Genomic DNA, 14,977 nt, shown 5'->3' with positions numbered 1-14,977 from the left:
CCATCGTTCACATCAGAACGAACTGGCACCAGGATGCGTTGTAAACATAGTCAACGTCAAGCCAGTTTGTATTGACGTGCACGCCTACCCCTGGGTAGGTTCATGTCAACAGCACTTGCCAACGCGCTGAGCTGTGGGGATAGAGGAGGTGGACGTGGCTTCTGAGGCCACCGTCACGGCCGCCGAGATAGCCCGCATCGCGGGAGTCGGCAGGGCCGCGGTCAGCAACTGGCGGCGCCGCCACCCGGACTTTCCCGAACCCGCAGGCGGGACGGCTACCAGTCCCACGTTCTCCCTCGCCGAGGTCGAAGGCTGGCTCCGCGACCAGGGCAAGCTTGCCGAAGTACCGGCGAGCGACCGGCTCTGGCAGCGCGTCAGGGCCGCGGCCGAGGAGATCGAGCTCCCCGTTGTCGTGGGGGATCTGGGCCTTTCCCTGCTGTGGTCTGCCCGGGAGGCCAGTGGGGAACGCCTCACGCCGCGGGAACGGAGGGGGCTCCGCAAGGCCGGCCAGTTCGGGGCGGTCGCCCCCGGGGTGCCGGGGGCATGGCTCTCCCCGGGAGCGGACGAGCCGGCCCGCGCCGCGCTGGTGCCCGCCGTCGCCGAGTACGCCGGCGAACACGGGGCCGCACGGACCTTCGAACTCCTCTACTCCCGGTTGCTGGAAACGCACGCGAGGCGCGTGTTCACCACACCGGGTCCGGTGGCCGAGCTCATGGTCGGACTCGCCGGAGCGAAAGGCCGCACGGTGCTGGACCCTGCCTGCGGCAGTGGAAGCCTCCTCACTGCCGCGGCCGCCTGCGGCGCTACCGCCGTGCTCGGACAGGAACTCGACCCGGATCTGGCGCGCCTGACCGGGATCCGGCTGGTCCTCGCCGGCGCACAGAGCGAGATCCGCGTCGGGGACTCGCTCCGTGACGACGCCTTCACCGGCACCGAGGCGGACACGGTCGTCTGCAACCCGCCGTTCAACCAGCCTGACTGGGGACATGCCGGCCTCATCTACGACCGTCGCTGGTCGTACGGCGTTCCGCCGCGCGCCGAACCGGAACTCGCCTGGCTCCAGCACGCACTGTCACACGTGCGACCGGGCGGGAACGTCGCCGTCCTGCTGTCCCCGGCCGTGGCGTCCCGCAAGTCAGGCAATCGCATCCGCGCCGAGTTGCTCCGCACCGGCACCCTCCGCATGGTCGCGGCCCTGCCCGCCGCCGGGGTCCCGGGGACCCCGCTGGGCATGCATCTGTGGGTGCTGACCCGAACGGCGCCGGAGCGGCGTCCGCCCGGCGACGTGCTCGTGGCCGACACGACCGGCCTGCCGATCGACGCGGCCGTCACCCGCATCACACGGGCCTGGCGGGCGTTCGCCGACGGGACCGGAGACCTCCCCGACCGCAGCGTCACCGTCCCCACCGTCGACCTACTCGGCGGGACGACCGACGTCACCCCCGCCCGGTACCTCACCAAGGTCGATGTGGACGCGGGTGAACGATTCGCCCGCGTCCGCCGCGACCTCTCTGAGCTTCTGACACGGCTCCCCGTCACCCTCCCCGATGTGGAAGAGGCGGCCGGTGACCCGTCCCCGCTTCCGATGATCACCATCGGGGAACTAGCCCGGTCAGGCGCCCTGACGGTCATGCAGGCGCCCGGCGGGTTGCGCAGCACCGGCCCGTCCGGCGCGCGGCCGGTGCTGACCGCCGCCGACGTCGCCGCGGCGCGGCCCGCGACCGGACGGCTGGACGCCGAGACCCCGGAGGACCGGGCCGTCACGGTCCAGGTCGGCGACGTCGTCCTCGTCACCGCGGGGAACCGCCCCGCCACCGCGCTGATCTCCGAGGACGGCGCCGTCCTCGGCTCCCACCTGCATCTGCTGCGCCCCGACCCGGACGCGCTCGACCCGAAGTTCCTAGCCGGGTTCCTCCGCGACGCCGGTATCGAGCGCTACCTGCGCGGCTCCGGCTCACGGATCATGCGGATCGACGTCCGCGCCATCGAGGTGCCCCGGCTGCCGCTCACCGAACAGCGCGCGCACGCCGAGGCGCTCCACCGCGTCGAACAGTTCAGAGACCTGCTGAAACGCACGACCCGCCTCGGGGATGAATTGGCGGGCAGCCTCACCGCCGGACTGGCCGGGGGAACGCTGCGCCCCAAGCATTGACCAAAGTCATCCACGCGGGCGCGCCGTACGTCATACGTTGAGATTCCCAGGAACGAGAGGAACACGGTGGGCGACAGGCATCAGGAGTTGGCCGACTTCATCTGGTCCGTCGCGGACCTTCTTCGCGGCGACTATCGGAGATCGGAGTACGGCAGGGTGGTGCTCCCGTTCACCGTCCTCCGGCGGCTCGACTGCGTGCTCGCCGACACCAAGAAGGACGTCGTGACGAAGGCGCGGCTCCTGCAGGGCAAGGTCAAGAACATCGAGCCGATCCTCCAGGAAGTCGCCGGGCACAGCTTCTACAACATCAGCGAACTGGACTTCCCGGGCCTGCTCGCCGACTCCGACAACGTCGCCGCCAACCTCCGCTCCTACATCGCCGGGTTCTCGCCTGGCACCGCCGAGGTCCTGGAGCACTTCCGCTTCGACGACCAGATCACCCGGCTGGACGAGGCGGGGCTCCTCTACCTGGTGACCGGCAGGTTCACCGAGATCGACCTGCACCCCGACACGGTCGACAACCACCAGATGGGCTACGTCTTCGAAGAGCTGATCAGGAAGTTCTCGGAGAACGCCAACGACACCGCCGGTGAGCACTTCACCCCGCGCGAAGTGATCCGGCTGATGGTGAATCTCCTGCTGATCCCGGACGACGAGGACCTCACCGTCCCCGGCGTCGTCCGGACGGTCTTCGACCCCGCCTGCGGCACCGGCGGCATGCTCTTTGAGGCCGAGGACCACATCCGCCGGTACAACGCGCACGCCACAGTGAAGGTCTACGGGCAGGAACTCAACCCCGAGGCGTACGGGATCTGCCGCGCGGACATGATGCTGAAGGGCCAGGACCCCGGCGACATCAAGTACGGGAACTCGTTCTCCAAGGACCAGCATGAGGACCGGCGCGGTATCCGCGGATTCGACTACATGCTCGCCAACCCGCCGTTCGGCGTGGAGTGGAAGAAAGTCCAGAAGGCCGTAGAGGACGAGCGGGACACCGAGGGCTGGCGAGGCCGCTTCGGAGCCGGAACACCCCGCATCAATGACGGGTCGCTGCTGTTCCTCCAACACATGATCTCGAAGATGAAGCCGGTGGAGCAGGGCGGAAGCCGCATCGCCATCGTCTTCAACGGCTCCCCGCTTTTCACCGGCGCCGCTGGCTCGGGTGAGTCCGAGATCCGCCGCTGGATCCTCGAACAGGACTGGCTCGAAGCCATCATCGCCCTGCCGGACCAGCTCTTCTACAACACCGGCATCTCGACGTACTTCTGGATCCTGTCCAACCGCAAGGCTCCCGCCCTCCGGGACAAGGTGATCCTCTTGGACGGCCGCGACTACTGGAAGAAGATGCGCAAGTCCCTGGGTGACAAGCGCAAGCTCGTCAACGACGCCCAGATCAAGGAACTCACCGAGATCTACCGCGACGCCCTCACGCTCGCCGCCGACGAGAACCACCCCCATCACAGCAAGGTGAAGGTCTTCCCCCGGCACGCCTTCGGCTACCAGCGCATCACCGTAGAGCGGCCGCTCCGCCAGCGCTTCGAGCTCACCGAGGACACCCTCGCCGCTCTGGCCGAGACGAAGCAGGTCACCAAGTACCCGGCCGGGGACGCCCTGCTCGCCGCTCTCAAGCCCCTCATCGGCACGACCACGGACCACAAAGCCGAGTTCGCGATGCAACTCGCGGCGGCCTACTCGTCCGCCGGCCTGAAACCACCGGCGAACGTCGAGAAGGCGGTATGGGGCGCCGTCGCCGTTAGCGACCCCGAAGGCGAACTCCAGGTCGACCGCAAGAACAACCCCCTGCCCGACTCGGACCTCCGCGACAACGAGAACGTCCCACTCACCACCATGCACGCCCCGGACTCGCAACTCCGCGCCGAGATCGACGAGTACATGGAGAGGGAGGTCCTCCCGCACGTCCCCGACGCCTGGGTGGACCACTCCAAGACCAAGATCGGCTTCGAGATCCCCTTCACCCGCCACTTCTACGTCTACAAGCCGCCTCGCCCCCTCGATGAAATAGACGCCGAACTCAAGGCCCTGGAATCCGAAATCCAAACCCTCCTCGGCCAGGTGACCCAGTGACCGGCTTTGAGGGCGCAGCGCTGCCCGACGGATGGTCATGGTGGCCGCTGAAGCACGTGACCTCGGTGCTGCGGCGAGGAACGGCCCCCGACTATGTGGATGACGGGCCTGTCCGGGTGCTCAGCCAAGCCGCGAACCAATGGCAGGGCTGGGACTGGAAGAAAACTCGATTCCATGGTTACACGGGGAACCCGCGTCTCCTGAAAGGCTTTCTCGAACCGGAAGACACGCTGGTCAACTCCACTGGCACGGGAACGCTCGGCCGAGTTGGATTCTTCGTGGACGCCCCGGATGAGCGGCCGTGCATCGCCGACGGCCATCTCACCATCGCGCGTGCCATCGGCGGGACCGTGCATCCACGGTTTCTTTACTTCTACCTCAGGAGCAGTCACGCCCTCGACTTCATGATGGCTACCTGCGTTGCGGGTTCCACAAATCAGATCGAACTCAACGCCGAACGCTACGGCGCGGTTCCCGTGGCGCTTCCACCCATGGACGAGCAGCGTCGCATCGCCGACTACCTCGACGCCGAGACGCTTCGCATTGACAAAATGCACAGTATGCAGTCGCGTGTCATGGGGTTGCTCTACGAGCGTCAGAGGGCTTTTCTGGAGTCCCAGTTTGTGGACGGAGTCGATCACGAAATTAAGCCGCTGGCTTCACTCACTGATCAAACTCGTCCAATTATGTATGGGATCGTCCTCCCGGGTCCTCATGTGGAAAATGGAGTACCCATTGTCAAAGGGGGGGATGTTGCTGCTGGTCGGCTTTCGTTGGACAAGCTCAGTCGCACGACTCGCGAAATTGAGTCTCGTTACGCAAGATCCCGCCTCGCGGGCGGTGACCTTATTATCGCCATTCGTGGCAGTGTGGGTGAGGTTGCGCTGGTCCCGGCGCAGTTGACTGGGGCAAATCTGACACAGGACGCTGCCCGCATTGCGCCTTCGCCCCATGTGGATCCCAGTTGGCTTCAGTTCGTTCTCGAGACGCCTTTCGTGGCAGCCGAGATTCAATCGCGAGTGACGGGTGCGACCGTGAAAGGCATCAATATCTGGGATCTAAAACGCACGCCGATACCCGTTCCATCCGCCGCTCACCAGCATCGTCTTTCGGGGTGTGCTAGTGAATCACTGAGTGAATATCGTCGAATTCTTGCGAGAATCTCGGTGCAGTTGAACCTGCTGGAGGAGCGGCGGCGGACGTTGATTACGGCGGCCGTTACGGGGCAGTTCGACGTGTCTACGGCGGGAGCGGGGCAGTATGGCTGAGGAGCGGGGCGGGCGGGTTCCGCGTGAAGTGGGGCTGGTCGCGGCGGCGATCAAGCGGGACTTCGGCGGGCTGATCTCGGTGGACGACATGCCGAGCAAGGACCCTTACCAGCGGGAGCAGAAGCTTCTGTCGCGGGGGCTTGCCGCGCTGATCGCCCGGCAGTTAACGGGATGCGACAACGAGACCGCCGCCGGGTTCGTGGTCGACGGCTTCGATGACTATGGGATCGACGCGGTGGCCATCCTCGACGGGGCACCGAGGCTCTGGCTGATCCAGTCGAAGTGGAGCGACCAAGGCCGCGCGGCGCTGAAGATGAACGACGCGCTTCAGATGGTCAACGGTTTCAAGCGCATCGACCAGAGGCAGTACGACCGGCTCAATGAGCGTTACACCAATCTGGCCGACCAGATCAACCGCGTGCTCGACCACCCGGACGCACACATCACGCTCCTTGCCGCCGTGATGGGGCAAGGCCAGTTGTCGTCCAGCGTGATCGAGTGCTTCGAGGACGCGAAGAAGGAGTTCAACCCCTACTCGCCCGATCGTCCGATCGACTACGGGGTCCGGGGCGCACTCGACGCCAAGGCGGCAATTCTCGAAGATCTGAACGTGCGGATCGACCTGTCCGTCCCGGTGACGAACTGGTTCCGGCAAACCGCTCCGTACGACGCTTTCCAGGGAATCGTTTCGGTGGGCGAGGTGGCCGGCTGGTACGAGAAGCATCGTGACCGGCTGTTCGACCGGAACATCAGGCAGTCGCTCGGCCTGACACCCGCGAACAGCGCGATATCGGCGACGCTCCAGGAGCATCCAGAGCTGTTCTGGTACTTCAACAACGGCATCACCATCACCTGCGACAAGGCCGACCCTCACCCGTTCAGCATCAGTGACCCGAACGGGCCGACCACGCTTGACCTGACGAACGTGAGCGTCGTGAACGGCGCGCAGACGGTCACCACGATCAGTGCGGTGTTCGAGCAGAATCCGGCACTCGTGGCCGGTGCGCAGGTGAGCGTCAAGGTCATCGCGACGAGGAACAGCCCGGACGGCTTCGGCGAGCAGATCACCAAGGCGGCCAATACGCAGAACCGCGTAGAGCCCCAAGACTTCGCCGCTCTCGATCCGATGCAGGCGACCATCCGCAGCGAGTTCCAGGTGAAACTGGAGAAGACCTATGTCTTCCGGCGCGGTGAGACTCCACCCGCGCCCGACGCCGGCTGCACCATGGAGGAGGCGGGGCTCGCGCTGGTCTGCGCGCACAATGACGCCCGCCTCACGGTTCGGGTGAAGGCGCGGATCGATGCCCTGTGGGAGAAGGAAGGCCAAGGCGTTTACACGCGGATCTTCCGTCGGGCGCCCGATTCGGCGCAGATCTGGCGGTCCGTCCGGCTGCTGCGGGACGTGCGGGAGGCACTGGACCGCGAGGAGAAGGAACGCCGCAACCGGGCCGCTGCGATCGCCGAACATGGTGACCTGCTTCTCGCCCACATCGTGTTCCAGCGGGCAGGACTGGATCACCTCGACGACACCTCGGAAGAGTGGGAGTCCTTCCGAGAGGGTGTCCCGGGGATGGTCGCGGACATTCTTGACCGGCTCACCTCCTACGTCGACATCGAGTTCGGGCCGACCTCGTTCATCAGGAGCACCTTCCTGAACGAGGACCGGTGCCGTCTGCTCGTCCGCCGCATCCTGACGGACCTCGAAGAGGGCGCCCCGCCGCCGCAGGTACCGGACGAGTACCGGCGTGAGGAGAACACGAAGCCCCGCAGGCCGAACACGGTGGCCGTCCTGGTCGATGCCGGCCGAATCCCGGAAGGCGCCGAACTCCTGTTCGTGGGGGCGGGGCCGACGGAGGACGAGGCACTGGCGGACTGGTTGGCCGAGGACGCCCGGCGCACCAAAGCCACGTGGACGGGCCAGCGCGGGAAAGCGCTGCTGTGGGCCGCTGACAACCGGCGCTATTCGCCGACCGGCCTCGTCCAGCACATGTGGCGGCTCGCGGAGTGGAACGCCGCCCCCGTCGCCGTCCAAGGGACGAAGCGGTGGGAGGTTCCGGGGCAGGGAACCCTTGTGGAACTGGCCGAGGAGGTCCTGCGCGAGCGGGACCTGGATGAGCTTTAGCTGGGGGATGAGGGCATGAGCCCGGTGCATCACGAGCAGGTGTTCGAGGCCGCGATCGTTTCGTCCCTCGTCGAGCCGGGCGGCTGGCGGCAGGGGGATGCGCGGGAGTACGACCGCGATCTCGGCTTGAACCCGGTGGAGCTGATCGAGTTCGTTAAGAGCACGCAGCCGAAAGAGTGGGGACGACTCAAGCAGCTGCACGCCGATGACGAGGCAGCGGCGGCGCGCCGGCTCGCCGAGGTCGTGGCCAAGCACATCGATGAACGGGGTGCCCTTGAGGTGCTGCGGCACGGGTTGAAAGACCGCGCGATCTCGTTCAAGTTCGCCTACTTCCGCCCCGCCCACACCATCGCGGCGGATGCGCTCGTGCCTTACGGCAAGAACATCCTGAGCGTCGTCCGCCAGATTCGGTACTCGGTCAAGACGACCGATGAGCTTGATCTCGCCCTCTTCGTCAACGGTGTTCCAGTGGCGACAGCCGAGCTGAAGAACCAGGCGACGGGGACGACGGTCGAGGACGCGAAGGAGCAGTACCGCAAGGACCGTGACCCGCGAGAACTGATCTTTGCGAAGCGGACCCTCGTCCACTTCGCCGTGGACCAAGACCTGGTCTTCATCACCACCAGGCTCGCGGGCGCAAAGACGCGCTTCCTGCCGTTCAACATGGGATCGGAGGGCGCGGGCGATCCCGGCGGCGCTGGCAATCCCGACCCGGCCGCCGGTACGGCCTACCGCACGTCCTATCTGTGGGAGCGCATCTGGCAGCGCGACACCTGGCTCGACCTCATCAAGCGGTTCCTCCACCTGGAAGACGAGGAGGTCAACAAAGGCAGGGGACGCAAGCCGTCCCCCGGGAAGGCGCACCGGCTGCCGCTCATCTTTCCGCGCTACCACCAGTGGGACACCGTTCTCAAGGCCGCCGGTCATGCGGCGCAGCACGGCGCTGGACACAACTACCTCGTCCAGCATTCGGCCGGGTCGGGAAAGTCGAACACCATCGCGTGGTTGGCGCACCGGCTGTCCAACCTCCACACGCCGGCCGACGCGGCGGAACTCGACCCGGGGGCGGTGAAGAAGGGCCTCGGCCCCAACAAGCCGGTGTTCGACAAGGTCATCATCATTACCGACCGGGTCGTCCTGGACCGGCAACTCCAGGAGACCGTCACCCAGTTCGAGCACACGCCCGGCGTGGTGAAGCGGATCGACCTTCACTCCGCCCAACTCGCCGACGCGCTGCAGGGCGAGACCGTGAAGATCGTCATCACGACGCTGCAGAAGTTCCCGTACGTTCTTCAGCAGGTCGATGGGCTGAAGGGCAAGCGTTTCGCGGTCATCGCGGACGAGGCGCACTCGTCTCAGTCAGGGGAGTCGGCGGCGGCCCTGAAGCGCGTCCTGCTGAAGCTCGGCACCGACGACATAGACGAGGACGGCAACCTCCTCACGGCCTCGGCCCTCGCCCGGGGCAAGCACGAGACGCTGTCGTTCTTCGCCTTCACGGCCACGCCCAAGCCGAAGACCCTGCACCTGTTCGGAACGCCCGGCCAGGACGGCAAACCGCGCCCGTTCCACATCTATTCAATGAAGCAGGCGATCGAAGAGGGCTTCATCCTCGACGTCCTCAAGAACTACGTCACGTACAAGACCTACTGGAGGCTGGCCAACGCCAATCCGCATGACCGGGAGGTCGAGCGCACGAAGGCGAACGCGAAGCTCGCCCGGTTCGCCGAACTGCACCCGACCAGCATGAGCCACCGCGCGGAAATCATCGTGGAGCACTTCCGCAGCCACACGGCCGGCCGTCTCGGCAAGCGTGCGAAGGCGATGGTGGTGACCCGGTCGCGGGAGCATGCGCTCCGCCTCGGCCAGGCGATCCGCGACTATGTCCAGACGAACGGCTACCCGAACTGCGGGACGCTCATCGCCTTCTCCGGTTCGCTGACCCAGCAGGATGCGGACGGCAACGAGATCGAGTACACCGAGGCACGCATGAACGGCTTCGGCCCGAACGAGCTGCCCGACCGGTTCGCCTACTGCAAGGCCGACGACAGGCATTCCGAAGGCAAGCAGGAATTCCGGATCCTTGTCGTCGCAGACAAGTACCAGACCGGCTTCGATCAGCCTCTCCTCACCACGATGTACGTGGACAAGAAGCTCGCCGGCGTCGCGGCCGTCCAGACGCTCTCGCGCCTCAACCGCACCCATCCGCTCAAGAGCCAGGGGGACGTCTACGTCCTCGACTTCGCCAACGAGGCCGAAGAAATCCAGGCGGCCTTCCAGCCGTACTTCGAATCGACCACCACCGACCAGATAGACCCCAACCTCCTCTACACCAAGGAGGGGGAGGTCATGCATTACGGCCTGCTCGTGACATCGGAGATGCAGGCTTTGGCGGAGGCGTATCTCGCGGGGGAGCGGGCCGCGGCGACTCACGAGGAGTGGGTGAAGGCGCATGCCGCGCTCTACCGTTTCACCGATCCCGCCCGGCAGCGGTTCGAGGAACTGCGGGAGAACGACTCCGAGACCGCCGAGGAGTTCCGCGGCGCGCTCAACGACTACGTGCGGCTGTACGGGTTCATGGCCCAGGTCGTGCCTTACCACGACGAAGACCTCGAACGCCTTTACATCTTCGGCCGGTTCCTCCTGAACCGGCTGCCGAAGCCCGAAGACCCGTCCGTCGACATCGGCCAGATCGACCTGACGCATCTGCGCATCGACAAGACCGGTGATCACGACATCAGCCTCAGTGACGAGGGCGAGGTGAGCCTCCCCGGTCCGTCCGACGGTGGCAGCAGCCCGGTCGAGCAGGAGATCGCCTCGCTGGCGCAGCTCATCGCCGCCTTCAACGACAAGTACGGGCTCGGCTTGTCCGAGACCGATCAGATCTGGATCGAGCAGCAGTTCAAGGCCGCCGCCGAGGACGAGTCGCTCCAGCTCAAGGCGATGGTGAACGACGAGGCCAACTTCGGCGAGGCGTTCGGCGACCACCTGCAGAAGGCCGTCATCCGCCAGCACGAGGACAATTCCACGCTGATGCAGCGCTACTTTGACGATTCGCTGTTCCGGAGCCGGATCAACGAACTCGGCCGCAGCCAGGTCTACCGGATCATCCGGGAATCTGGGGGTCTTGACTGAATTGCCCGCGAAGGGCGGGGCGTACGGGGAAGACTGGCACCATCGGCGAGAGGGGTGGTGCGCGCGTGGATGCCGGGGACGTCGTCGCCGGACGGTACGAGCTTGTCTTCAAGATCGGCCACGGCGGGATGGGGGAGGTCTGGCAGGGCTTCGACCAGCATCTTGACCGGCATATCGCCATCAAGTTTCTGCGCGATGCGGTCTTTGCCGATCCGGAAGCCAGCGCTCTGGCGCGTAAGCGGCTTCGCCGCGAGGCCCGCGCGACGGCACGGATCGATCACCCGGGTGTACCGACCATTCACGACTTCGGCCCCTACGGTGACGATCAGGTGTTCCTGGTCATGGAGCACGTCAAGGGGCTCACGGTTATGGACCTGCTCCATGAGCAGGATGGAAGACTGCCGCTGCCCTGGGCCGCGGCCATCGGCGCGCAGCTCTGCGCGGTCCTGACTGTTGCGCACGCCGAGTCCCTGATCCATCGTGACCTGAAGCCCGAGAACCTCATGCTGCGTCCGGACGGGACACTGAAGGTGCTGGACTTCGGGATCGTCGCCCTCCTCGACCCGGCCATGGAGGAGACCAAGATCACGGAAGCGGGCTTCTACCCCGGCACTCCCGCGTACATGGCGCCGGAGTACATCACGACGGGCGCGATCAGCCCGCACACCGACCTCTATGCCGTGGGCTGCATCCTCCACGAGCTGCTGTGTGGAGAGAAGGTCTTCCAGGCTCCCACCCCCATGGGCACGGCGGCCATGCACATGAACAACGAGCCACCCACGCTGGACGAGTTCGGCGTTGCCGTCCCCGAGGAGATCCAGTCTCTGATCTCGGCACTCCTCAAGAAGGTCCCCGAGGAGCGGCCACAGGCGGCAGCGGAAGTTTACGAGCGTCTCATACCATTCGTCGCGGACCTGCCGCCGCTGCCCGGCGCCACCGTCCCCGCGCCTTCGCCCGACCCGGCCCGGATGTACGCGGCCGTCGCCGGCCGGATTGCCGAAACCGCCCTCGTCGGCCCACCGGTCACCATGTCGCTCACCCCGCCACGTCCGCCTCGGACGGTCCGGTTCAGCCGGGAGGACGTGGCCGCCGCGCGAGCACAGGCCGAAGAACTGGCGGGCGACGGCCTCTACACCCAGGCCGTCGAACTGCTCCGCTCGACGGTCGGGGCTGCCTCCGAGGCGCTCGGGGCGGACGACAATCTCGTCTTGGCGCTCCGGAAGGACATGGCGGACGTCATGCTCTTCAACCGGGACTTCCAGCATGCTTCGGAGGAGTTCGCCGACCTCGCGGCCCGTCTCGCCGACCTCGCCGGTCCACTTCACGACCTGGTGCTCGACTGCCGCCACAAGGAAGCCGGTGCGCTGGCCGGACTTGGGCGCAACCACGAGGCCGTAGAGAGGCTTCGCGCCCTGCTACCGGATTATGAGTCCACGTATGGACACACGTCCGACGAAGCCTTCGGCCTGCGCGAGGAGATCGGTCGTCTGCTGATGGTGAACAGGCGCTACGATACGGTCTGGCCTATGCTCCGGGGCTTGCTGGTCGACCTCGGCCAGTTCAAGGGGGAACATCATCCCGCGACCGAACGAGTGCGGCGCCTGATCGATCGCCTCGACCAGACCCGAGAAGACTCGGGGAACTGACCCACAGGATGCCTAGAACGACGACATGGGGAGGAAGCCGCCCGGGACGCGAGTGTCGTGCAGTAGGACGCGGATGCTGATCCGCTCCTCTTCCGAGACCACCCTGATCATGTGGTGAAGCTGAGCGATCATCGCCTGAGTCGGGCCGGCCAGCCGGTGAATCAAGGACTCATCGAGGATGGTTTCGTAGGACGGGCCGTCTGCGCGAAGCAGTTCGCGTTGGCGCCGCATGCGGGCGTCGGCCATGCGCTCCGGGATGTAGTCGAGTTTCCCTTGGCACTCGTCCAGTTCCACGAGCGCCGAGATGAACTCGGGAGCCTGGAGGACGGCAGGCATCAGCGTCTGGTTGTACTCGCGGACGGTGTCGGCGTTGTACTCCAGGTCGGCATAGAGCTTCTGGCGCGGCCCCATGGAGACGCCGTACTTGTCCCACCAGCCCTTCTGTGCGGCCTCGTGGGCGAGCTTGAGGAACTTGTCGTACTGGCTGCCGGTAATTTCGAGGGCGTTGAGCATGTTCATGATCTCGGCCAGGTCCGGGCGGACCTGTGCGTTCTCCAGCCGGGAGATCTTCGCGCGGTTGTAGAACATGAGGCGGGCCAGGCCATCGGTCGTAAGGCCCCGGCTCTCACGGAGTTTGCGTATCTCGGCCGCCAGTCGCCGGCGGCGGACGTAGGGGCTCGGCATCGACCGTCCTCCCGATATCGCGTTGGACACGATCCGCAGCGATCGCTAACCGTGTGCGATCGGCTACTATCGAGTAATCGTACGGTCACGCTCGGACAAACACTCGACTCGCGCGCCGAAACGGGCTGCTCTCCGCGATATCGCCACGTGCAAAACCCGCACGTGCGGACTTTGCGCGTCCGATCCGTCCAGAGAAGTCAGAATTCGAGAGCCCGGATGCCAGTAGATGCCGGGTTTGCGAAGGCGCGTCGCGGGACCACAGATTCCGCGCCTCACGGCATCTCGCCCTCGATCCGCCCGAAGGAGAAGGGCCCTGACAGGTGAGTGTGGAGGCCAAAGACGCCATCGGCCTTGAGGCGAGCGGGCTCGCCTCAAGGCCGCGATGCTTGCTTGGTTTGGGGGATCAGCGATCGTGGGCGCGGATCTCCTGGAGGAGGATCCGCCATTCCTCCCTGGTGAGTTCCAGGGTCGGACCGTTGCCGTGAAGCTTGGTGTCGCGGACGCCGATCGTCCCGTCGGTTGCCCGGCCCACCTCGATGCAGTGGCCGTTGGGTTCGCTGTGGCGAGACTTACGCCAGTCGTGGAACTGCTTGGTCATGTTCCCGATCCTGTCTGGTCGGTGAGCCGGTCGGCCACCTCCGTCAGGAAGGCGATGCTGTCCTCCGTGGACAGAGCAGCCTCCCGGAGGCGGTCGTATATCCCGGTATACCGTGCCACTTCGCCGCGCTTGGTAAGAACGAGGTCGGTGGTGACGGTGTCGACGATGGCGATCGGCTGGTCGCCCGGGTCGGCGAACGTGTAGAGGTAGAACGGCGCCTTCGGGAGGAAGCCTCCAGGGATGCGGGCGTTGTGCATGAGCACGCGAACGGTGATCCGCTCCTCGGTCGAGACCGTCTGGATCATGTGCCAGAGCTGGGCGGCCATCGCCTCCACCGGTACCGCCAGCCGGTGAATCACCGTTTCGTCGAGGATGATCTCGTAGGCCGGTCCGTCTGGCCTGAGCAGTTCGCGCTGCCGACGCTCGCGGGCTTCGGCCATCCGGTCGGGCTCGTAGTCGAGCGTCTTCTGGCTCTCGTCGAGGCTGACAAGAGTGTCGATGAACGGGCGGCACTGAAGGGCGCCGGGCATCGCCGTCTGGTCGTAGCTGCGGACGGTGGCCGAGTTGTACTCCAGATCGGCCGCGAGCTTCTGTCGCGGCCCCATGGAGACGCCGTACTTGTCCCACCAGCCCTTCTGCGCGGCCTCTCGGGCGAGCTTGAGGAGCCTGTCGTACTGGCTGCCGGAGATTTCGAGGGTTTCGAGCATGTTCATGATCTCGCCGACGTCCGGACGGACCTGTGCATTCTCCAGGCGGGAGATCTTGGCGCGGTTGTAGAACATGAGACTGGCGAGGCCGTCGGTGGTGAGGCCGCGGCTCTCGCGTAGTTTGCGTATCTCGGCCGCCAGTTGCCGGCGGCGGACGTAGGGGCTCGGCATCGACCGTCCTCCCGATATCGCGTCGAACACGACCCGTGCCGATCATTGACTGTGCGATCGGCCACTATCGAGTAATCGTACGGTCACGCTCGGACAAACACTCGATCCGAGCGCCGAAAAGGAACACGCGCCCGGACATCGGCACACGCAAATTCCGAACGTGCGACCTTCGCGCACTCTCTTCGCCCCGGAAGGTCCGGATTGCAAATCCCACTTATCCGCAAGTGTCGGATTTGAATCGAGGGTGGTGCGTGGCGATGCGTCCGTCAGTAGCAGACAGTTGCCCGGCCGGACGCCCCCTCGGCCGTCCTCGCCATCGGTCGGCGGCCCGCGTCCCCCCGGTGCGGTGCCGAGGGCAGGTGCCACTTTGACGCGAGGGCACAGGATCGACTAGCTGACCGAGTGCGGAGAC

The 14,977-nt window shown here is 65.8% G+C and carries 9 protein-coding genes; 6 read left to right on the top strand and 3 right to left on the bottom strand.

Annotated elements, in window-relative coordinates:
• The first annotated feature begins 154 nt into the window (after window positions 1–154).
• The 6 genes from ABZ806_RS01445 to ABZ806_RS01420 all read left to right on the top strand — a co-directional run bounded on the left by ABZ806_RS01445 (window position 155) and on the right by ABZ806_RS01420 (window position 12,405).
• The gene (locus ABZ806_RS01445) at window positions 155–2,152 is read left to right on the top strand and encodes an N-6 DNA methylase (protein ID WP_500214552.1); all 1,998 of its coding nucleotides are present in this window, start codon (window positions 155–157) and stop codon (window positions 2,150–2,152) included.
• Window positions 2,153–2,218: 66 nt separating this feature from the next.
• The gene (locus ABZ806_RS01440) at window positions 2,219–4,237 is read left to right on the top strand and encodes a type I restriction-modification system subunit M (protein ID WP_500214550.1); all 2,019 of its coding nucleotides are present in this window, start codon (window positions 2,219–2,221) and stop codon (window positions 4,235–4,237) included.
• The gene (locus ABZ806_RS01435; protein WP_500214548.1) at window positions 4,234–5,505 is read left to right on the top strand and encodes a restriction endonuclease subunit S; all 1,272 of its coding nucleotides are present in this window, start codon (window positions 4,234–4,236) and stop codon (window positions 5,503–5,505) included. The genes ABZ806_RS01440 and ABZ806_RS01435 overlap by 4 nt, the downstream gene beginning before the upstream one ends.
• Window positions 5,498–7,627: an AIPR family protein gene (locus ABZ806_RS01430; protein ID WP_500214546.1), complete on the top strand. Its 2,130-nt coding sequence runs from the start codon at window positions 5,498–5,500 to the stop codon at window positions 7,625–7,627. Before ABZ806_RS01435 ends, ABZ806_RS01430 begins: the two co-directional genes overlap by 8 nt.
• Window positions 7,628–7,642: 15 nt before the next feature.
• Window positions 7,643–10,759: a type I restriction endonuclease subunit R gene (locus tag ABZ806_RS01425; RefSeq protein WP_500214544.1), complete on the top strand. Its 3,117-nt coding sequence runs from the start codon at window positions 7,643–7,645 to the stop codon at window positions 10,757–10,759.
• A gap of 65 nt (window positions 10,760–10,824) precedes the next feature.
• Complete coding sequence (locus tag ABZ806_RS01420; protein WP_500214542.1) at window positions 10,825–12,405, top strand: serine/threonine-protein kinase; 1,581 nt, start codon at window positions 10,825–10,827, stop codon at window positions 12,403–12,405.
• Between the two features lie 12 nt (window positions 12,406–12,417).
• Here the strand turns inward: ABZ806_RS01420 and ABZ806_RS01415 are convergent, their stop codons facing one another.
• The 3 genes from ABZ806_RS01415 to ABZ806_RS01405 form a co-directional block, all read right to left on the bottom strand.
• Window positions 12,418–13,089, bottom strand: coding sequence for a Scr1 family TA system antitoxin-like transcriptional regulator (locus ABZ806_RS01415; RefSeq protein WP_500214540.1), 672 nt, complete (start codon window positions 13,087–13,089; stop codon window positions 12,418–12,420).
• 403 nt (window positions 13,090–13,492) lie between these two features.
• Entirely contained in the window at window positions 13,493–13,687 is a 195-nt protein-coding gene (locus tag ABZ806_RS01410; protein ID WP_500214539.1) for a DUF397 domain-containing protein, read from the bottom strand.
• A complete protein-coding gene (locus ABZ806_RS01405) occupies window positions 13,684–14,565 on the bottom strand; it encodes a helix-turn-helix domain-containing protein (protein ID WP_500214537.1) in 882 nt (293 codons plus the stop codon). The genes ABZ806_RS01410 and ABZ806_RS01405 overlap by 4 nt, the downstream gene beginning before the upstream one ends.
• Between the last annotated feature and the right edge of the window lie 412 nt (window positions 14,566–14,977).

Origin of the sequence: Spirillospora sp. NPDC047418, from assembly GCF_040643275.1 — a bacterium.
Lineage (GTDB): Bacteria > Actinomycetota > Actinomycetes > Streptosporangiales > Streptosporangiaceae > Spirillospora.
This window is presented reverse-complemented; position numbering and strand designations above follow the sequence as displayed.